Below are 18,816 nucleotides of genomic sequence, written 5' to 3'. Positions count from 1 at the left end.
GGGCGTTCGGGCGTGCGGGGGCGGGCCCGGGCGTGGCGGTACGGCGACGGGGGCGGCGCGGTGCCACGGGGCGGTCCGGTGCGGTGGTGACGGGGCGGCGCCGGCGGGGAATCGGCGCGTACGGCCCCGGGAGCCCCGGCCACCGGCGTGGACGGCCGGTGGCGGGCGGGCGCGGCCGCGACGGGGGGCGGCGCGCGGTGGAGCGTGCGGGTGCGTTCGTACGGGCCACGGGGAGGCCCGTACGGCACGGTGCAGCGGTACGGGAGGGGTCGCCGCCCTCGTGGGCGGTGGGAGCCGCGAGCCCCCTGGCGGGGGCCGGTCGCGGACCGGACGGGGACCGGTCCGCGCGCGGCCGTCGGTGTCAGGCGCCGGCGCCGACGCCGGTGGTGATCTCGCCCGCCTGGGGCGTGCGCGGGGAGGCCGGGCGGGCGCGGACCGCGAGGACCGTGCAGCCGGTGGCGCTGGACATCTGGTGCCGGGTGCCCGGCTCCTCGATCACGAGGTCGCCGCGGTGGAAGCGGCGCCCGTCGCTGTGGTCGAGCGTGCCGTCGAGCACCAGCATCAGCTCGTGCCCCAGGTGCTCGTGGAAGTCGCCGTGCGCGCCGGGCGGGAAGCGGAGCAGCAGCGAGGCGGAGTCCTCCTCGCCGGCGTGCCCGGGGCCCCACAGGACCACGAACTCCACGCCCTCGCGGCCGGGTTCGGTCCAGGGCACCCAGGGCAGGTCGGTCTGCTCGAAGCCGTTGCGCAGCACATCGCGGAAGACGGTGACGTCAGGCACGGGTGGTGACCTCCGAGGAAGCGCGCTGGGAGACGACGGACGGGATCGGGTCGGGGCCCCACTGCTGCGGGCCCTTGACGATCGGCGCGCCGATGAGGGAGCCGAACTCCCGCCACGCGCCGTCGTAGTTGCGCACGTCGCTCATGCCGAGCAGCTCGTGAAGCACGAACCAGCTGTGCGCGGAGCGCCAGCCGACCCGGCAGTACAGAACGGTCGGGGCCTCGGCGTTCAGGGCGCCGTAGGCCGCCCTGAGCTCCTCCTCGCCGCGGAAGGTGCCGTCGGCGTGGATGGCGGTGTGCCAGGGGATGTGCTCGGCGGACAGGGCGTGGCCGCAGCGCACGCCGATGTCGTCGGGCACCCCGGGCGGGGTGTTGGTGTGCCCGAGGTACTCCTCCAGGGAGCGCACGTCGAGCAGGGTGCGGCGGCCGATGTGGTCGAGCATGTCCTCGCGGCGGGCGCGGATCGTCTCGTCGGCGCCGGCCGGCACCGGGTACGCGGTCGCGGCGCGCTCGGGCGCCTCGGTGGTGAGGGCGCCGCCGATCGCCTCCCAGCGGGCGCGCCCGCCGTCGAGGATCCGCAGCTCCCGGTGCCCGTACAGGCGGAACTGCCAGTAGCCGGCCGCGGCCCACCAGTTGTTGTTGCCGCTGTAGAAGACGACGGTGTCGTCCTCGGAGATGCCGTGCCGGCCGAGGAGGGCCGCGAAGGCCTCCGGGCCGATGAGGTCGCGCCGTACCGGGTCCTGGAGGTCGCCGGTCCAGTCGATGCGGACCGCGCCGGGGATGCGGCCGGGGCGGCCGCCGCCGTCGTTGCCGCCGTCGGTGATCTCGACGAGGACGAGTCCGGCGGTGCCGGCGGGGTCCTTCAGGTGCTCCTGGAGGCGTTCCGTGCTGACGAGCAGGTTCTCTCGGTTCATCGGGTTCACCACCAGTAGGTCGGGTACTTGGCGATCACGCCGGCCTTGGAGGCGATCAGGCCGATCAGCACGAGCAGCACGCTGCCGATGCCGAGCAGGACGAGGAAGCGGACCGGCTGGGGGTCCTGGAGCACGGCGAGGACGGCGGTCGCGGCGGCCGGCGCGTGCACGGCGCGCAGCACCAGCATCAGGCCGACGCTGAGGCCGGCGGCGACGGCCGCGACCCACAGGGAGTGCCCGAAGACCGCGACGGCGACGAGGCCGAGGACGCCGGATCCGATCTGGCCGAGGACCACGTTGCGGGGCTGCGCGGGCGGCAGCGCCGGGGTGGAGCAGACGATCATCGCGGTGGCCGCCAGCGGGGCGATCATCAGCAGATGGCCGGTGGCCTCGCCGAGCGCCACGAGGACGACCAGGGAGACGACGGTGGCGAGGGTGCCGAGCAGGGCGGGTTTGGCGCCGGGGAACGGCGGGGCGCCGCTGCCGCCCTTCGGCCCGCCGGGCGCCGGGGCCTGCGCGCCCGGTGCCGGGGTCTGGGTCGGGGTCTGGTTGCTCACGTGCTCGCTCCTCAACAGCCGTTGAAGTAGTGCATGGCCCGCCGGTGCACGACCGCGCCGATCTTGTGGCCCATCTCGATGGCGGGCTCGTTGTCGAAGTCCCAGTGCATGCCGCCGTACACGCGGGAGATGCCGGCCTGCTGGGCGGCCTCGGTGAAGGTCGGCCAGGTGAGGACCACGTCCTCGTGCGGGGTGAGGCCCGGCTCGATGGTGGAGGTGCCGGCCTTGAAGCGGAAGGAGTCGCCGAAGGAGTCGGTGCCGGTGAAGCGGCGCAGGAACTCGGCGGCGGCGCCGGAGAAGGTGCTGTGGCCGGAGACGGTGGCCGCGAACGGCGGCACCGCGACGTACGCCTGCCAGTCGACGCCGTCCATGGCGACGGTGCCCTGGCCGGGGCCGCCCCAGGACTGGATCTGACGGCCGCGCCGGTCGTAGGGGATGAGGGTGGAGGGGCGGGCGAAGTCGTAGTCGAGCTTGACCGCCCAGGAGCCGATCGCGGCGTCGCACTCGGCCATGTTGAGGCCGAAGAACAGCTTGGCGTCCTGGCCGACGTCGTGGCCGTCGCGGGCCGAGACGAAGCGGCCCCACATCTGCTGGGCGCCGGGCGGGGTGACGTCATCGTTCAGCCAGAACTCGGCGATGCACTTCTGCTCGTCCGTCAGATTCGCGCTGTAGTCGAGGAGTTCCTCGATGGAGGCGGTCATGCGGACGGAGGGGTACGCGGGCGGCGCGGCCACCGTGAACTGGTCGGGGCGGCTGAGCGCGAACGGCTTCATCACGGCGAACTGGGGCGTGAGGAACTTCTGGGTCTTGCCGTTGACGATCAGCGGGGCCCAGCGCTCGGGCACGACGACGGTCGAGGGGTCGTAGGCGCCGGCGGTCTGCGGCGGGTTCACCGGCTGGTAGCCGGTGGTGTCCGCGTACGGCGGGGTGCCGAGCTGGTTGGCACCGTCGTTGTGGCGGTAGTCGAGGACGGCCCGCGCGGTGCGGAGGCCTATCCAGGCGGGGCTGTGGCGGCGCGGGCTGGTCAGCTCCGGGTCGTAGCCGAGGCTGCTCAGCATGGAGTCGATGGCGACCTTGTACTCCGGGAAGAACTCCAGGAGCGCGAGGTGCGCGGCGTAGCTGATGGCCTCGTTCATGTTGTCGTGCGTGCGCTCGTAGCGGGGCCGGCGCAGCGCGCCGCCGAAGCGGGTGCCGTCGGCGACCCGGTCGTAGCAGGCCCAGGCGTCGTAGATGCAGTTGTGGACGATGGCCAGGATGCGGGCGTTGACGGTGGCGGGGCCGAAGCGGTTGCCGACGGCCGCGTAGCGGCCGAGGATCGCGTCCATGGTGGCCTGGTTCCAGCGCACCACGACGGTGGGCTCGGCGACCGCGCCGGGCGCCCGGCGGCCGGTGCGGGTCTCCGCCTCGAACCGCGTCGTCGGGGCCGCGGCCGCCCAGGCGTTCCCGCCGGAGGCGAGCGCGAAGGCGCCGGCCGCGGCGGCGGAGGCGGTGAGCACCCGGCGCCGGGTGAACGGCGAGGGGGTGGCGGGGTCGGTGGAGACGGATCGCTGAGACATCCCTTTGTCTTTCCTTCGCATGCGGTGCGGGCCTGAAGCGGACGGTGCGGATCGCGGATCGGACGGATCCCCGTGCGGTCGGATCGTGGCCGGACCGGGGCGGATCTGGTGGGACGGGTCCAACGGGTCGATCTGGTCGCCGGAAATCGGTCGGATCGTTCGGATCGCGGATCAAACACAAGCTCGAACAGTCCTCAGGCTGGCGAGAATTGATCGCGCGGGGCAACGGCCTATCGGCTTCTTCCATCGGAGGCATGCAAGGAAGCGATGGGCCGGGGCGGGGGCCGCGACGAGTGGCTAGCGTGAGGGAACAGGCACCGCCGATCCGTTCGGCCGGGTACGCCGTGCCGCGGAGATACGGCACTCGGACCCGGTTCCCGGGGCGGCGGCACGTCCTCGGGGGCCGGCTCCGCCGTCGGGGTCCTTCCGACCTGATCCGCCGGACGGACCCCAGCCGCGCACGCCGCCCGTGGCCCGCCCCGTCGCCCGCTCAGCGGGCGGGGCCCGACGGCCTGGCACCGCAGGACAACCGCACGCGCACCGCCGACCCGAGGACTCGGGTCCGCCCGGTCATCCCGGCCACCCCCGGCCGCCCCATCGCGAGGGCGAGCACCGCGGGCCGCCGGCCGCCGGACCGGTGACCGCACCCTCGCAATCCCGTCCGGCAAGACCTCACGATCCCGCACCGATCCGTTTGGAGTGGCCGCGCATGTCCGTTTCCTCGCAGATCAGACCGCAGACCTCGTCCTCGTCCTCGGCGGCGCCCGCCGCCGCCCCGCCCCTCACCGCCTTCTTCGACCGACTCGCGCCGCGCCTGCACCGCTACGGCCTGATGCTGCTGCGGGTGGGCCTGGGCTGTGTCTTCGTCTGGTTCGGCGTCCTGAAGGTGATCGGGCAGAGCCCGGCCGCCCAGCTCGTCGTCGACGTCATCCCCTTCGACACCGGCAGCTGGTTCGTCCCCGCCCTCGGCTGGGCCGAGGTCGCCCTGGGCGTCTGGCTGCTCAGCGCCCGCGCCCAGCAGCTGCTGCTCCCGGTCCTGGCCGGCCACCTCCTGGGCACCTTCCTGGTCCTGCTGCTCACCCCGCAGGTGGCCTTCGACCACGCGAACCCGCTGCTCCTGACGATGATCGGCGAGTTCGTGGTGAAGAACGTGGTGCTCCTGGCGGGGGCGGTGGTGGTGACGACCCGGCCGAAGGGCTGAGCCCCGCACGGTTGAAATCGAGACGGCCCTGGCCGGGGAGCACCCCGGCCGGGGTCGTCGTGTCTTCTGTCGGCCATGTCGCACCGAAGCCACTAGCATCGTGGCACTGAGTGTGTTTTGCTGAGGGTACTCAGTGCCATATCAGTGCCATCATTGCCACAAGCGTTGCTAGGGGAGCCCCAGACCATGGCCAAGGACTTCGATCTGTATCGTCCGTCGGAGGAGCACGAGATGCTCCGGGAGACGGTCCGTGCGCTGGCGGAGGCGAAGATCACGCCGTTCGCGGCCGCGGTGGACGAGGAGGGCCGTTTCCCGCAGGAGGCCCTGGACGCGCTGGTGGCCGCCGACCTGCACGCGGTGCACGTCCCCGAGACCTACGGCGGCGCGGGCGCCGACGCCCTTGCCACCGTGATCGTGATCGAGGAGGTCGCCCGCGCCTGCGGCTCGTCCTCCCTGATCCCCGCGGTGAACAAGCTCGGCTCGCTCCCGGTCATCCTGTCCGGCTCCGAGGAGCTGAAGCACAAGTACCTCGGCCCGCTCGCCAAGGGCGACGCGATGTTCTCCTACTGCCTGTCCGAGCCCGACGCCGGCTCCGACGCCGCCGGCATGAAGACCCGCGCCGTGCGCGACGGCGACTTCTGGGTCCTCAACGGCGTGAAGCGGTGGATCACCAACGCCGGCGTCTCCGAGTACTACACCGTCATGGCCGTCACCGACCCGGAGAAGCGCTCCAAGGGCATCTCCGCCTTCGTCGTCGAGAAGGGCGACGAGGGCGTCTCCTTCGGCGCGCCGGAGAAGAAGCTCGGCATCAAGGGCTCCCCGACCCGCGAGGTCTACCTCGACAACGTCCGCATCCCCGCCGACCGCATGATCGGCGCCGAGGGCACCGGCTTCGCCACCGCGATGAAGACCCTCGACCACACCCGCATCACCATCGCCGCCCAGGCCCTCGGCATCGCCCAGGGCGCCCTCGACTACGCCAAGGGCTACGTCAAGGAGCGCAAGCAGTTCGGCAAGCCCATCGCCGACTTCCAGGGCGTGCAGTTCATGCTCGCCGACATGGCCATGAAGCTCGAAGCCGCCCGCCAGCTCACCTACGCCGCCGCCGCCAAGTCCGAACGCGTCGACGGCGACCTCACCTTCTTCGGCGCCGCCGCCAAGTGCTTCGCCTCCGACGTCGCCATGGAGGTCACCACCGACGCCGTCCAGCTCCTCGGCGGCTACGGCTACACCCGCGACTACCCCGTCGAGCGCATGATGCGCGACGCCAAGATCACCCAGATCTACGAAGGCACCAACCAGGTCCAGCGCATCGTCATGGCCCGCAACCTCCCGTAACCGTCTGCCACTTGAAAGGAGACAGGCCGTGACCCTGAAGATCGCTGTCTGTGTGAAGTACGTTCCCGACGCCACCGGCGACCGCGGTTTCGCCGACGACCTGACCACCGACCGCGAGGCCGTCGACGGCCTCCTCTCGGAGCTGGACGAGTACGGCGTGGAGCAGGCGCTCCAGATCGCCGAGGAGGCGGACGACGCCGAGGTCACCGTCATCACCGTCGGCCCCGACGACGCCAAGGACGCGCTCCGCAAGGCGCTGTCGATGGGTGCCGACAAGGCCGTCCACGTCAACGACGAGGACATCCACGGCACCGACGTCATCGGCACCTCGGCGATCCTCGCCAAGGCCCTGGAGAAGACCGGTTTCGACCTGGTCGTCTGCGGTATGGCGTCCACCGACGGCACCATGGGCGTGCTGCCCGCGCTGCTCGCCGAGCGCCTGAACCTCCCGCAGGTCACCCTGCTGTCCGAGGTCTCGGTCGAGGACGGAGTCGTGCGCGGCCGCCGCGACGGCGACGCCGCCAGCGAGCAGCTGGAGGCCCCGCTGCCGGCCGTCATCTCCGTCACCGACCAGTCGGGCGAGGCCCGTTACCCCTCCTTCAAGGGGATCATGGCCGCGAAGAAGAAGCCGGTCGAGGAGCTGGAGCTCGACGACCTCGGCATCGACGCCGACGAGGTCGGCCTCGGCGGCTCGTGGACCCTGGTCGAGTCGGCCACCGCGCGCCCGGCCCGTACCAAGGGCACGATCGTCACGGACGAGGGCGACGGCGGCAAGCAGCTCGCCGCCTTCCTGTCCGGCCAGAAGTTCATCTGACCCACCGTCACCATCCCTCAGGAGCAAGGAATCATGGCTGAGATCCTGGTTCTCGTGGACCACGCCGACGGTGCGGTCCGCAAGCCGGCCCTCGAACTGCTCACCCTGGCCCGCCGGCTCGGCGAGCCCACGGCGGTCGTCCTCGGCGCCGGCGAGGCCGCGGCCTCGATCGCCGCGACGGCCGGCGAGTACGGCGCGGCCACCGTGTACGTGGCGGACGGCGCCGAGTTCGCCGAGCAGCTCGTCGTGCCGAAGGTCGACGCGCTCACCCAGATCGCCAAGGACAAGGGCGTCGCCGCCGTCCTGGTGACCTCCTCGGGCGAGGGCAAGGAGGTCGCGGCCCGGGTGGCGCTGCGCCTCGGCTCCGGTCTGATCACGGACGCGGTGGAGCTGGAGGCCGGCGACAACGGCCCGGTCGCCACCCAGTCGGTGTTCGCCGCCTCGTACCAGGTGAAGTCGACCGTCTCGCACGGCGTCCCGGTCATCACCGTCAAGCCGAACTCGGCCGCCCCGGAGGCCGCTCCGGCCGCCGGCGCCGTCGAGAACGTGACGGTGGCCTTCACCGGCAACGCCGCCAAGGTCGTCTCCCGCACGGCCCGGGTGTCCACCGGCCGTCCGGAGCTCACCGAGTCGGCGATCGTGGTCTCCGGCGGCCGCGGTGTCGGCGCGGCCGAGGGCTTCGAGGTCGTCGAGAAGCTGGCCGACTCGCTCGGCGCGGCGGTCGGCGCCTCGCGCGCCGCGGTGGACGCCGGCTGGTACCCGCACTCCAACCAGGTGGGCCAGACCGGCAAGCAGGTCTCCCCGCAGCTGTACATCGCGGCGGGCATCTCCGGCGCGATCCAGCACCGGGCCGGCATGCAGACCTCGAAGACGATCGTCGCGGTCAACAAGGACCCGGAGGCCCCGATCTTCGACCTGGTCGACTACGGCGTGGTCGGCGACCTCTTCGAGGTGCTGCCGCAGCTGACGGACGAGATCGGCACCCGCTGACGCAAGCGAGAGGGGCGGGTGGCACTCTGTGCCACCCGCCCCTCTTGTCGTTCTCCGTGGAATGCGCTGGGGGCGCGCTCAGAACCAGCCGTCCAGGGCGACTTCCTCGCACAGCCGGACGACCGGCCGGCGGCCCGGTCCTGTGCCGTCGTGGAGCAGCTTGACCCGCACCCCGGGGCGCACCGCGTGCGGCGGTCCGTCGACCCGGCAGCGCACCACGAAGCCCTCGGCCATGTGCACCGGCCAGAGGTCGGCCTCGGCGGCGGTGAAGGCGCGCCGTACGGAGATCACGCCCTCACCCTCGCTGAGTTCGGGCGCCAGCTCGGTCGACCCGCAGGTCGGACAGAGCAGGCGCTGGAAGGTCGTGGTCTGGCACCAGCGGCACACCTGGTAGTAGAGCTCCGGCTCGGCGGCCGACTCGTCGGCCAGGAGGGCGGCGGACGACGTCCGCAGGCCCGTGGATCCCGTGTGGAACACGATGGCTTCTCCTTGCACTCGGCGGCTCGACCGTGCGTGGTGCAAAGATATGGCACTCAGTGCCAGCAAAGAAAGACCTGAGTACCCTCAATTGACGATACTGAGATCCCTTCGTGTCCCTCAGTCCTCGCCCAGGCTCGCCTCGACCTCGCGCACCACGCGCCACATGGGGGTGGACCGCTTGGTGATCACCACCACCACGTCCTCGGCCTCCTGCTCCCCCGCCGTCCCGCCGCCGGCCGGCACAGCGTCCGGGCTCAGCGTCTCGCGGACGAAGCCGAGCGCCCGGTCCACCTCCGCCAGCGGGTCGCCCTCGCCGCCGGAGCGCAGCCAGTGACGCAGCGTGTGGTTGTGCGCGGCGACCACGGCCGCGGCGACCACGTTGGCGCGCAGGGTGCCGTCGCGGCGGTCGGCGTAGCGGGTGCGGAGGTAGTCGCCGAGGGTCTTCTCGTACCGCCAGACGACGGAGAGTTCGTACGTCCGCAGGCCGGTCACCTCACGGGTGAGACGGTAGCGCTGGACGGAGAAGGTGGGGTTCGCGGCGTACATCCGCATCACGAGCCGGGTGGCCTCGCAGACCCGCACCAGCGGGTCGTCGGAGTCCGCGCTCGCGGCGAGGAACTCGGTCATGTCGGCGAGGCTCTGCTCGTGGTCCGGGAAGACCACGTCCTCCTTCGACGGGAAGTAGCGGAAGAAGGACCGCCGGCCGACCCCCGCCGTACGGACGATGTCGTCGACCGTCGTCTGCTCGTAGCCGCGCTCCAGGAAGAGCTCGAAGGCCGCCGCGACGAGGGAGTCGCGCATCGAGGGCTTGGCGGGGGTGGCGGGGTTGCTGCTCATGCCCCGAACCTAGCACTCGGATCCCTCTCGCGGCGGCACTTGGTGCCATCGCCCAGGTCAGCGGCTCAGCACCGCAGCCGGTTCCGGCTCAGCGGGCCGCCATGCGCAGCGCGCCGTCCATCCGGATGGTCTCGCCGTTGAGGTAGTCGTGCTCGGCGATCATCGTGACCAGGCGGGCGTACTCGTCGGGACGGGCGAGCCGCTGCGGGAAGGTGACGCTCGCGGCGAGCCCGGCCCGGACGTCCTCGCTGAAGCCGGCCATCATCGGGGTGTCCACGATGCCGGGGGCGACGGTGACCACCCGGATGCCGTACTGGGCGAGGTCGCGGGCGGCCGTGACGGTCATCCCGGCGACGCCGGCCTTGGACGCCGCGTACGCGATCTGGCCGACCTGCCCCTCGAAGGCGGCGATGGAGGCGGTGTTGACGACGAGGCCGCGCTGGCCGTACCCGTCGACCGGCTGCCGGGCGATCACCTCGGCGGCCAGCCGCATGACGTTGAAGGTGCCGACCAGGTTGACGTCCAGGACCGCGCGGAACAGCGCCAGGTCGTGCGGGCCCTTGCGGCCGAGGATCCGGGCGGAGGGCGCGATGCCCGCGCAGTTGACCGCGAGCCGCAGCTCGGCGCCGTCCTCCTCGATCCGCGCCAGCGCCGCCCGTACCTGCTCCTCGTCGGTGACGTCGGCGGCCAGCAGGGTGACCCCGTCGGCCGGCGCCTCGGCCCCGGCGACGGCCTTGTCGAGGTCCAGGCCGTAGACGGTGGCCCCGCGGGCGGCGAGCGCGGCGGCGGTGGCGGCGCCCAGGCCCGAGGCGGCACCGGTGACGAGCGCGGCGGATCCTGCGATGTCCATGAATCTCCTCGTACGAAGGGGCGGCCCGGAACCGGGCCGCCTCAGGTGTGCACTACTTCCATTCCCAGACCTTGGCCGTGTTCTTGCCGTCCTTGTCCTCGTCGTACTCGAACACGCCCGCGGTCCCGTTGAGCCGGCTGAACTTCGCGGAGGCGGTCTCGAAGAAGATCGAGCCGCGATAGGTGAAGCCGCCGGACTCGGTCGGGCGGCCGACGCCGGTGCCGTGCCAGGTGATGATGTCGCCGTCCTCGGTCATGTTGCAGCCCTGGCCGTCCCCGAAGAGCGTGCCGTCCGCCTCCATGACCGAGTCGTACGTGCCGATGTCCGTGACCGCCACGCCGAGCAGCGTGCCGGTCGACTCGAAGGACACCTCCACGTGCGGGTGCCCGCCGTCGACCGACACCACCCGGATACCGGTCCTCCGGCCCTGCTCCTCACCGATCAGATCGCCGAGCATGATGGGACTCCTCTCCGAGACCTGCGGATCGGGATCCCCTCTTCCGGCGTACGCCCGGCGGGGTACCTCGGCAACCGGAACCGGAATCGGCCGGACGGTCAGGCCGTCAGGCGGTCAGGCCCCGGCTGATGACCAGACGCTGGATCTGGTTGGTCCCCTCGAAGATCTGCATGATCTTCGCCTCGCGCATGTAGCGCTCGACCGGGAAGTCCCGCGTGTAGCCGTAGCCGCCGAGGACCTGGACCGCGTCCGTGGTGACCTTCATCGCCGTGTCGGTGGCGATCAGCTTCGCCGCGCTGGCCTGGCGGCTGAAGGGGCGGCCGAGGTCGCGGCGGCGAGCCGCGTCGAGGTAGGTGGCGCGGGCGGCGTCCACGGCGGCGGCCATGTCGGCGAGCAGGAAGCCGAGACCCTGGTGGTCGATGATCTTCCGGCCGAAGGTGGTGCGCTCGTTGGCGTACGCGACGGCGGCGCTCAGCGCGGCCTGGGCGAGGCCGGTGGCGCAGGCGGCGATGCCGAGCCGCCCGTTGTCGAGGGCGCTGAAGGCGATCTGCAGGCCCTGGCCCTCGGCGCCGATCAGCCGATCGGCCCCTATCACCGCGCCGTCCCAGTGGGCGGAGGTGGTGGGCACGGCCTGGAGGCCCATCTTGCGCTCGGGCTTGCCGAAGCTGAGGCCCTCGGTCTCGCCGGGCGCGAGGAAGCAGGAGATGCCATGGCTGCCGGGGGCGGTGCGGGCGAAGAGGGCGTAGAAGCCGGCCCGGCCGCCGTGGGTGATCCAGGCCTTGTTGCCGGTGAGGCGGTACGCGGCGCGGCCCTCGGCGTCCTCGGTGGGCTCGGCCTTGCAGGCGAGCGCGGCGGCGTCGGAGCCGGCCTGCGGCTCGGAGAGGCTGTAGCCGCCGATCTCGCGGCCCTCCAGCATGGCCGGCAGCCAGCGCTCCTTCTGCTCGGCGGTGCCGAAGGCGTGCAGCGGGTGGCAGGCGAGGGTGTGGACGCTGGTGGCGACGGCGACGGCGGCCCAGCGGGCGGCCAGCTCCTCCAGGACCTGCAGATAGACCTCGTACGGCTGGCCCCCGCCGCCGTACTCCTCCGGGTAGGCGAGGCCGAGCAGCCCGGCCTCGCCGAGGGTCGCGAACAGACCCTCCGGATACGTCTCGGCGGCCTCGTGCTCGTCGACGCGCGGGGCGAGCTCCTTGTCGGCGATCTCCCGCGTGAGGGCGATGAGGTCCGCTGCCTCGGGGGTGGGAAGCAGGCGGTCGACATCCATGGCGACTCCATCAGGACACAGACGGGCACAGACGATGCTGCGAAACGGTACTGCGAGGGGTACGGCAGTACCGGTTAGCGTAGCGCAGCAGAGTGACGGCACAAGCCCCCGAACGGGTCGACCCGGCATACTGTTCGGGTGATCGAGACCTCCGCCGCCGCACCCCGCCTCACCGGCCGCGGCGCCGCCAGGCGCTCCGAGCTCTTCGAGGAGCTGGTGGCGCTCCTGGTCGGCGAGGGCTTCGCGCGGCTCACGCTCGACGACCTGGCGGCCAAACTGCACTGCTCCAAGCGCACCCTCTACGGCCTGGCCGGCAGCAAGGAACAGCTGGTCAGAGCGGCCGTCGTGCACTTCTTCCGGCGGGCCACCGGCCGGGTCGAGGCGGTGCTCGCGGCCGCGACGGGACCGGCCGAACGGCTTGCCGCGTATCTGCGCGCCGTGGCCGCCGAGCTGGCGCCGGTCTCCCCGCAGTTCTTCGACGACGTGGCCGCCTTCGAGCCCGCCGCCGAGGTCTACGAGCGCAACACCCGGGCCGCCGCCGGACGGGTCCAGCAGCTGATCGAGGAGGGCGTGACGGCCGGGGTCTTCCGGGACGTCCACGTGGCCTTCGCGGCCGATGTGATCGCCTCCGTGATGGTCCGCATCCAGCAGCGCCAGGTGGCCGCCGCGACCGGTCTGGCCGACGCCGCCGCGTACGAGCAGCTCGCGGAGCTGCTCCTGCACGGCCTGCAGAAGGCGGGCCTGAGCCCGGGCGGCCTGAAACCGGCCTGAGGCGGGGCCCCGGTCCCGTACACACGAAGAGAGGGCACCCCGGGGATCCGGGGTGCCCTCTCTGCTCGTACGCGTACGGGCCAGGTGGTACGCGTACGGGTCAGGCGACCGAGCCTATGCGGCCGGCCGGCTCGCTCGTGCCGTCGTGGTGGATCGGGGTGTGCGCGCCGGTCAGCGAGGCGCCGCTGCCGCCGCGCCGGTTGGCGACGATCTCGGCGCCGATGGACAGCGCGGTCTCCTCGGGCGTACGGGCGCCGAGGTCGAGGCCGATCGGGGAGCGGAGGCGGGCGAGTTCGAGCTCGGTGACGCCGACCTCGCGCAGGCGCCTGTTGCGGTCCTCGTGGGTGCGGCGGGAGCCCATCGCGCCGACATAGGCGACGGGAAGACGGAGGGCGACCTGGAGCAGCGGGACGTCGAACTTGGCGTCGTGGGTGAGCACGCACAGCACGGTTCGGACGTCCACCTGTGTGGACTCCAGGTAGCGGTGGGGCCATTCGACGACGATCTCGTCGGCCTCGGGGAAGCGGAGCTTCGTCGCGAAGACGGGCCGGGCGTCGCAGACGGTGACGTGGTAGCCGAGGAACTTGCCGACCCGGACGAGCGCGGACGCGAAGTCGATCGCGCCGAAGACGATCATGCGCGGGGCGGGGACGGAGGACTCGACGAGGAGGGTGACCGGCTGTCCGCAGCGGCTGCCGTCGGCGCCGATCTCCAGGGTGCCGGTGCGGCCGGCGTCGAGCATGGCGCGGGCCTCGCTCGCGGCGGTGCGGTCCAGCTCGGGGTGCCCGCCGAGCCCGCCCTCGTACGAACCGTCGGGGCGGACCAGGAGGGCCTGCCCCAACAGGTCCTCCGGGCCGCCGACGATCCTGGCGAGCGCCGCCGCCTCCCCCGAGACGGCGGCGGCGAGCGCGGCGGGGAAGACCCCGCCGCGGACCGGGGTGACGAGGATGTCGATGATGCCGCCGCAGGTCAGACCGACCGCGAAGGCGTCCTCGTCGCTGTAGCCGAAGCGCTCGACGACGGTCCGGCCGTCTTCGAGCGCCTGTTGGCACAGCTCGTAGACGGCGCCCTCCACACATCCGCCGGAGACCGATCCGATCGCCGTGCCGTCGGTGTCGACGGCGAGCGCGGCGCCCGGCTGCCGGGGCGCGCTGCCGCCGACCGCCACCACGGTGGCGACGGCGAACTCGCGTCCCTGCTCGACCCACCGGTGCAGCTCTTCGGCGATGTCCAGCATCTCGAACTCCTAGGGGGATGGGGTGTGGAGGGCGGCGTCACCCAGTGCTGCGGGCCGGGGCCCGTCAGCCGACGCCCACCCAGCTCTCGATCGGATGGATGGCGAAGTAGACGATGAAGACGGCGGTCAGCGCCCACATGAAGCCGCCGACCTCCCGCGCCTTGCCCTGGGCGGACTTGATCACCACGTAGGAGATCACGCCGGCCGCGACACCGGTGGTGATGGTGTACGTGAAGGGCATCAGGACCACGGTGAGGAACACCGGGATGGCGACGGAGCGGTCGCTCCAGTCCACGTGCTTGGCGTTCTGCATCATCATCGAGCCGATGACGACCAGGGCCGCGGCGGCGACCTCCTGCGGCACGATCGCGGTCAGCGGCGTGAAGAAGAGGCACAGGGCGAAGAATCCGCCGGTGACCACGGAGGCCAGGCCGGTACGGGCGCCCTCGCCGACGCCGGTGGCGGACTCGACGAAGACCGTCTGGCCGGAGGCACCGCCCGCACCGCCGAGGACGCCGCCGGCGCCGTCGATGAAGAGGGCCTTGGACAGACCGGGCATGCGGCCCTTGTCGTCGGCGAGCTTGGCCTCGGTGCCGACACCCAGGATGGTCGCCATGGCGTCGAAGAAGCCGGCGAGCACCAGGGTGAAGACGATCATGGTGATCGTGATGTAGCCGACGTCGCCCCAGCCCGTGAAGTCCACGTTGCCGATGAGCGAGAAGTCCGGGGCGGAGACGGCGCTGCCGTGCAGCTCCGGGGCGCCGGAGAACCAGGCCTTGGCCGGGATGTCGGCGACCGCGTTGAGGACGGCCGCGACGACGGTGCCGGTGACGATGCCGATGAGGATCGCGCCGGGGATGTTGCGGGACTGCAGCGCGAAGATCAGCAGCAGCGTGAAGGCGAAGATGAGGACCGGCCAGCCCTCCAGCTCGCCGGCCGGGCCGAGCGAGACGGGGCCGCCGCCGGGGGCGGGGTTCTCGTGGACGAAGCCGGCCTTCACGAAGCCGATGATGGCGATGAAGAGGCCGATGCCGATGGTGATGGCGTGCTTGAGCGCGAGGGGGATCGCGTTCATGATCATCTCACGCAGGCCGGTGACGACCAGGAGACAGATCACGGCGCCGTAGGCGATCGACATGGCCATGGCCTGCGGCCAGGTCATGACCGGGACGACCTGCGAGGCCATCACGCCGGAGACGCTGAGGCCGGCGGCGAGGGCCAGCGGGACCTTGCCCCAGAAACCCATCAGGAGGGTGGTGGCCGCCGCGCAGAGGGCGGTGGCGGTGATCAGCGCGGGCTGGCTGAGGACGTTGCCGTCGACATCCTTGCCGGAGAGGATCAGGGGGTTGAGCAGGAGAATGTACGCCATCGCCATGAAGGTGGTGACGCCGCCGCGGATCTCCGTCGCGACGGTGGATCCTCTCTCCGAGATGTGAAAGTACCGGTCGAGCCAAGACCTGCCGGCGGGGTTGCGCGAGCCGTTGCCCGCGTCCTCGGCCGTGGTCTTGGGCTCCACTGACGACTGGGTCATGGGGCCTACTCCCAAGGTTCAAAGGGGCACCCGCGTACTGCGTTGGGGATTGCGGGATTTGGGATATCAAGTTGGCTGCACGACCCGGGGGACGGCCCGAGACGAACGGGTGAATCGGTACTGCGGTTCCTGCTGTCACTGCTGGTACTGCGGTTCCTGCGGGTACTGCGGTGTGGGGGTGTCCCCGGACGGTGCGGGCGGGAGGGAAGTGTGACGTTCCTGGGAGGCACGCACCGTCCGGAGAGGTCCTAGAGGGTGCCGGTCAGGTGCTCGGGGCGGACCGGCGTCTTGTTGAGCTCCAGGCCCGTCGCGTTCCGGATCGCCGCGAGGACGGCCGGGGTGGACGACAGGGTCGGGGCCTCGCCGATGCCGCGCACGCCGTACGGCGCGTTCGGGTCGGCCAGCTCGAGGTAGTCGACCGGGATGGTCGGCGTGTCGAGGATCGTGGGGATCAGGTAGTCCGTGAAGGAGGGGTTGCGCACCTTCGCGGTCTTCGGGTCGACGATGATCTCCTCCATCACCGCGACGCCGAGGCCCTGGGTGGTGCCGCCCTGGATCTGGCCGACGACGGAGAGCGGGTTGACCGCCTTGCCGACGTCCTGGGCGCAGGCCAGTTCGATCACCTTGACGAGGCCGAGCTCGGTGTCGACCTCGACGACCGCGCGGTGCGCCGCGAAGGCGTACTGCACATGGCCGTTGCCCTGGCCGGTGACGAGGTCGAAGGCCTCCGTGGGGCGGTGCCGCCACTCCTCCTCGATCTCGACGACCTCGTCCTCCAGGACGTCCACGAGGGAGGCGAGGGCCTCGCCGCCGTCGGTGACGACCTTGCCGCCCTCCAGGAGGAGTTCGGCGCTCGCCCAGGCCGGGTGGTACGAGCCGAACTTGCGCCGGCCGATCTCCAGGACCTTCTCGCGGACGAGCTCGCAGGAGTTCTTGATGGCGCCGCCGGTCATGTACGTCTGGCGGCCCGCGGAGGTCGAACCGGCCGAGCCCACCTGGGTGTCGGCGGGGTGGATGGTGACCTGCTGCACGCCGAGCTCGGTACGGGCGATCTGCGCGTGGATCGTGACGCCGCCCTGGCCGACCTCGGCCGCGGCGGTGTGGACGGTCGCGACGGCCTCGCCGTTGATGACCTCCATGCGGATCTTCGCCGTCGAGTAGTCGTCGAAGCCCTCGGAGAAGCCGACGTTCTTGATGCCGACCGCGTAGCCCACGCCCCGCACCACGCCCTCACCGTGGGTGGTGTTGGACAGGCCGCCCGGCAGCGCGCGGACGTCCGCGCTCTCGCCGGCGGTCTCCCACTGGCGCTCCGGCGGCAGCGGACGGGCCTTGACCCGGCGAAGCAGTTCGGCGACCGGGGCCGGCGAGTCCACCGGCTGGCCGGTGGGCATGATCGTGCCCTGCTCCATGGCGTTGAGCTGACGGAACTCCACCGGGTCCATGCCCAGCTTCGCCGCGAGCTTGTCCATCTGCGCCTCGTACGCGAAGCAGGCCTGCACCGCGCCGAAGCCGCGCATCGCGCCGCAGGGCGGGTTGTTGGTGTAGAGGCCGATCGCCTCGATCTCCACGTCGTCGATGACGTACGGGCCGACCGAGAGGGAGGAGGCGTTGCCGACGACCGAGGCCGTGGACGACGCGTACGCGCCGCCGTCGAGCACGATCTTGCACTTCATGTGCGTGAGCTTGCCGTCCTTGGTGGCGCCGTGCTCGTAGTAGAGCTTGGCCGGGTGCCGGTGGACGTGCCCGAAGAAGGATTCGTAGCGGTTGTAGACCATCTTGACCGGCTTGTCGGTGCGCAGCGCGAGCACCGAGGCGAGGATCTGCATCGAGATGTCCTCGCGGCCGCCGAAGGCGCCGCCGACGCCGGCCATGGTCATCCGGACCTTCTCCTCGGGCAGGCCGAGGCAGGGGGCGATCTGCTTGAGGTCCGAGTGCAGCCACTGGGTGGCCACGTACAGGTCGACGCCGCCGTCCTCGGCGGGCACGGCGAGGCCGGACTCCGGGCCGAGGAAGGCCTGGTCCTGCATGCCGAAGGTGTACTCGCCCTTGACGATCACGTCGGCGCGCTTGGCGGCCTCGGCCGCGTTGCCGCGGATGATCGGCTGGCGGTGCACGATGTTGGGGTGCGGGACGTGGCCGGAGTGGTGGTCGTCGCGGTTCTCGTGGACCAGGATCGCGTCGGGCGCGGTCGCCGAGGCCTCGTCGGTGATGACGGGCAGCTCGCGGTACTCGACCTTGATCTTGGCGGCGGCGCGGCGCGCGGTCTCCGGGTGGTCGGCGGCCACGAGGGCCACCGGCTCGCCGTGGTGGCGGACCTTGCCGTAGGCCAGGACGGGGGTGTCCTGGAACTCCATGCCGTAGTTCTTGGCGGCCGGCAGGTCGTCGGCCGTCAGGACGGCGTAGACGCCGGACAGGGCCAGGGCCTCGGAGGTGTCGATGGACACGATCTCGGCGTGGGCGACGGTGGAGCGCAGGACCTGGCCCCAGAGCATCTCCTCGTGCCACATGTCCGAGGAGTAGGCGAACTCGCCGGTGACCTTGAGGGTGCCGTCGGGGCGGAGCGTGGACTCGCCGACGCCGCCCTTGGTGTGGTTCTGGGTGACGTTGCGGGGGATGCCCGTGGTGGTACCAGCCATGATCAGACCGCCTCTCCCTGACGTTCCTGGCGGGCGGCCGCCAGGCGGACCGCGTCGAGGATCTTCTCGTAACCGGTGCAGCGGCAGAGGTTGCCGGAGAGCGCCTCGCGGATGTCCGCGTCCGTCGGGGACGGGTTGCGCTCCAGCATCTCGTCGGCGGCGACCAGCAGACCCGGGGTGCAGAAGCCGCACTGGACCGCGCCGGCGTCGATGAACGCCTGCTGGATCGGGGACAGTTCGACGCCCTCGCCGGTCTGCGAGTCCTGCGTGGGCTTCGCCTCCCACTTCTTGGCCGCGTCGAGCGAGGTGCCGCAGGCGCCGGAGGCGCAGCCGCCACCGTGCCCGTGCTCCTCGCGCTCCTTGGCGAACTCGGCGAGCCCCTCGACGGTGACGACCTCGCGGCCCTCGACCTGGCCGGCGGCGACCAGGCAGGAACAGACCGGCACGCCGTCGAGACGGACCGTGCAGGAGCCGCACTCGCCCTGCTCGCAGGCGTTCTTGGAGCCGGGCAGACCCAGGCGCTCACGCAGAACGTAGAGGAGGGACTCGCCCTCCCAGACGTCGTCGGCTTCCTGCGGACGACCGTTGACCGTGAAATTCACGCGCATG

At 71.8% G+C, this 18,816-nt stretch carries 18 protein-coding genes; 5 read left to right on the top strand and 13 right to left on the bottom strand.

What is annotated here, in order from left to right:
* Window positions 1-361 precede the first annotated feature (361 nt).
* Genes JAO84_RS29600 through JAO84_RS29585 form a run of 4 tightly spaced genes read right to left on the bottom strand, consistent with a single transcriptional unit; the run spans window position 362 to window position 3,804 of the window.
* Entirely contained in the window at window positions 362-778 is a 417-nt protein-coding gene (locus tag JAO84_RS29600; protein WP_370415562.1) for a cupin domain-containing protein, read from the bottom strand.
* Window positions 771-1,691, bottom strand: a complete 921-nt coding sequence (locus JAO84_RS29595; protein WP_370415561.1) for a sulfurtransferase — start codon at window positions 1,689-1,691, stop codon at window positions 771-773. The genes JAO84_RS29600 and JAO84_RS29595 overlap by 8 nt, the downstream gene beginning before the upstream one ends.
* 5 nt (window positions 1,692-1,696) lie before the next feature.
* Window positions 1,697-2,248 (bottom strand): HPP family protein, encoded by a 552-nt coding sequence (locus JAO84_RS29590; RefSeq protein WP_370415560.1) that lies wholly within the window; start codon window positions 2,246-2,248, stop codon window positions 1,697-1,699.
* 11 nt (window positions 2,249-2,259) lie between these two features.
* Complete coding sequence (locus JAO84_RS29585; RefSeq protein WP_370415559.1) at window positions 2,260-3,804, bottom strand: vanadium-dependent haloperoxidase; 1,545 nt, start codon at window positions 3,802-3,804, stop codon at window positions 2,260-2,262.
* Between the two features lie 709 nt (window positions 3,805-4,513).
* On the opposite strand from JAO84_RS29585, the gene JAO84_RS29580 reads away from it, so the two are divergent.
* The 4 genes from JAO84_RS29580 to JAO84_RS29565 all read left to right on the top strand — a co-directional run bounded on the left by JAO84_RS29580 (window position 4,514) and on the right by JAO84_RS29565 (window position 8,147).
* Entirely contained in the window at window positions 4,514-5,005 is a 492-nt protein-coding gene (locus JAO84_RS29580) for a hypothetical protein (protein ID WP_370415558.1), read from the top strand.
* 186 nt (window positions 5,006-5,191) lie between these two features.
* Window positions 5,192-6,343 carry an acyl-CoA dehydrogenase family protein gene (locus JAO84_RS29575; protein ID WP_370415557.1) on the top strand — a complete coding sequence of 384 codons (1,152 nt, stop codon included), beginning with the start codon at window positions 5,192-5,194 and terminating at the stop codon, window positions 6,341-6,343.
* A gap of 28 nt (window positions 6,344-6,371) precedes the next feature.
* Window positions 6,372-7,157 carry an electron transfer flavoprotein subunit beta/FixA family protein gene (locus tag JAO84_RS29570; RefSeq protein ID WP_265867904.1) on the top strand — a complete coding sequence of 262 codons (786 nt, stop codon included), beginning with the start codon at window positions 6,372-6,374 and terminating at the stop codon, window positions 7,155-7,157.
* A gap of 33 nt (window positions 7,158-7,190) precedes the next feature.
* The gene (locus tag JAO84_RS29565) at window positions 7,191-8,147 is read left to right on the top strand and encodes an electron transfer flavoprotein subunit alpha/FixB family protein (protein WP_265867905.1); all 957 of its coding nucleotides are present in this window, start codon (window positions 7,191-7,193) and stop codon (window positions 8,145-8,147) included.
* A gap of 78 nt (window positions 8,148-8,225) precedes the next feature.
* Here the strand turns inward: JAO84_RS29565 and JAO84_RS29560 are convergent, their stop codons facing one another.
* The 5 genes from JAO84_RS29560 to JAO84_RS29540 form a co-directional block, all read right to left on the bottom strand.
* A complete protein-coding gene (locus tag JAO84_RS29560; RefSeq protein WP_370415556.1) occupies window positions 8,226-8,624 on the bottom strand; it encodes a Zn-ribbon domain-containing OB-fold protein in 399 nt (132 codons plus the stop codon).
* A 120-nt stretch (window positions 8,625-8,744) separates the two neighbouring features.
* A complete protein-coding gene (locus tag JAO84_RS29555; RefSeq protein ID WP_265867907.1) occupies window positions 8,745-9,464 on the bottom strand; it encodes a TetR family transcriptional regulator in 720 nt (239 codons plus the stop codon).
* A gap of 88 nt (window positions 9,465-9,552) precedes the next feature.
* Window positions 9,553-10,314, bottom strand: a complete 762-nt coding sequence (locus JAO84_RS29550; RefSeq protein ID WP_370415555.1) for an SDR family NAD(P)-dependent oxidoreductase — start codon at window positions 10,312-10,314, stop codon at window positions 9,553-9,555.
* A 52-nt stretch (window positions 10,315-10,366) separates the two neighbouring features.
* Window positions 10,367-10,771: a hypothetical protein gene (locus JAO84_RS29545; RefSeq protein ID WP_370415554.1), complete on the bottom strand. Its 405-nt coding sequence runs from the start codon at window positions 10,769-10,771 to the stop codon at window positions 10,367-10,369.
* Window positions 10,772-10,877: 106 nt separating this feature from the next.
* A complete protein-coding gene (locus tag JAO84_RS29540; RefSeq protein WP_370415553.1) occupies window positions 10,878-12,032 on the bottom strand; it encodes an acyl-CoA dehydrogenase family protein in 1,155 nt (384 codons plus the stop codon).
* A 138-nt stretch (window positions 12,033-12,170) separates the two neighbouring features.
* Between JAO84_RS29540 and JAO84_RS29535 the strand changes: the two genes are divergently transcribed.
* Entirely contained in the window at window positions 12,171-12,803 is a 633-nt protein-coding gene (locus JAO84_RS29535; protein WP_370415552.1) for a TetR/AcrR family transcriptional regulator, read from the top strand.
* 100 nt (window positions 12,804-12,903) lie between these two features.
* On the opposite strand, the gene JAO84_RS29530 is transcribed toward JAO84_RS29535, so the two are convergent.
* The 4 genes from JAO84_RS29530 to JAO84_RS29515 all read right to left on the bottom strand — a co-directional run bounded on the left by JAO84_RS29530 (window position 12,904) and on the right by JAO84_RS29515 (window position 18,815).
* Window positions 12,904-14,040 (bottom strand): XdhC family protein, encoded by a 1,137-nt coding sequence (locus tag JAO84_RS29530; protein ID WP_370415551.1) that lies wholly within the window; start codon window positions 14,038-14,040, stop codon window positions 12,904-12,906.
* A 64-nt stretch (window positions 14,041-14,104) separates the two neighbouring features.
* Entirely contained in the window at window positions 14,105-15,571 is a 1,467-nt protein-coding gene (locus JAO84_RS29525; protein WP_370415550.1) for an NCS2 family permease, read from the bottom strand.
* Window positions 15,572-15,819: 248 nt separating this feature from the next.
* Window positions 15,820-18,207: a molybdopterin cofactor-binding domain-containing protein gene (locus JAO84_RS29520; protein ID WP_265867914.1), complete on the bottom strand. Its 2,388-nt coding sequence runs from the start codon at window positions 18,205-18,207 to the stop codon at window positions 15,820-15,822.
* A gap of 2 nt (window positions 18,208-18,209) precedes the next feature.
* On the bottom strand, window positions 18,210-18,815 hold the full coding sequence (locus tag JAO84_RS29515) for a (2Fe-2S)-binding protein (RefSeq protein WP_265867915.1): 606 nt from the start codon (window positions 18,813-18,815) through the stop codon (window positions 18,210-18,212).
* Between the last annotated feature and the right edge of the window lies 1 nt (window position 18,816).

The sequence above is a fragment of the Streptomyces fradiae genome (assembly GCF_041270065.1).
Classification (GTDB): Bacteria; Actinomycetota; Actinomycetes; order Streptomycetales; family Streptomycetaceae; genus Streptomyces.
Note: the sequence above shows the minus strand (reverse complement) of the source record. Positions and strands in the feature narration are given on the sequence as shown.

Coding starts and splice junctions, on each gene's coding strand:
- JAO84_RS29525 (WP_370415550.1), bottom strand. CDS start 15,571: ATGACCCAGTCGTCAGTGGAGCCCAAGACCACGGCCGAGGACGCGGGC.
- JAO84_RS29520 (WP_265867914.1), bottom strand. CDS start 18,207: ATGGCTGGTACCACCACGGGCATCCCCCGCAACGTCACCCAGAACCAC.
- JAO84_RS29580 (WP_370415558.1), top strand. CDS start 4,514: ATGTCCGTTTCCTCGCAGATCAGACCGCAGACCTCGTCCTCGTCCTCG.
- JAO84_RS29540 (WP_370415553.1), bottom strand. CDS start 12,032: ATGGATGTCGACCGCCTGCTTCCCACCCCCGAGGCAGCGGACCTCATC.
- JAO84_RS29585 (WP_370415559.1), bottom strand. CDS start 3,804: ATGTCTCAGCGATCCGTCTCCACCGACCCCGCCACCCCCTCGCCGTTC.
- JAO84_RS29595 (WP_370415561.1), bottom strand. CDS start 1,691: ATGAACCGAGAGAACCTGCTCGTCAGCACGGAACGCCTCCAGGAGCAC.
- JAO84_RS29550 (WP_370415555.1), bottom strand. CDS start 10,314: ATGGACATCGCAGGATCCGCCGCGCTCGTCACCGGTGCCGCCTCGGGC.
- JAO84_RS29575 (WP_370415557.1), top strand. CDS start 5,192: ATGGCCAAGGACTTCGATCTGTATCGTCCGTCGGAGGAGCACGAGATG.
- JAO84_RS29545 (WP_370415554.1), bottom strand. CDS start 10,771: ATGCTCGGCGATCTGATCGGTGAGGAGCAGGGCCGGAGGACCGGTATC.
- JAO84_RS29515 (WP_265867915.1), bottom strand. CDS start 18,815: ATGCGCGTGAATTTCACGGTCAACGGTCGTCCGCAGGAAGCCGACGAC.
- JAO84_RS29530 (WP_370415551.1), bottom strand. CDS start 14,040: ATGCTGGACATCGCCGAAGAGCTGCACCGGTGGGTCGAGCAGGGACGC.
- JAO84_RS29565 (WP_265867905.1), top strand. CDS start 7,191: ATGGCTGAGATCCTGGTTCTCGTGGACCACGCCGACGGTGCGGTCCGC.
- JAO84_RS29555 (WP_265867907.1), bottom strand. CDS start 9,464: ATGAGCAGCAACCCCGCCACCCCCGCCAAGCCCTCGATGCGCGACTCC.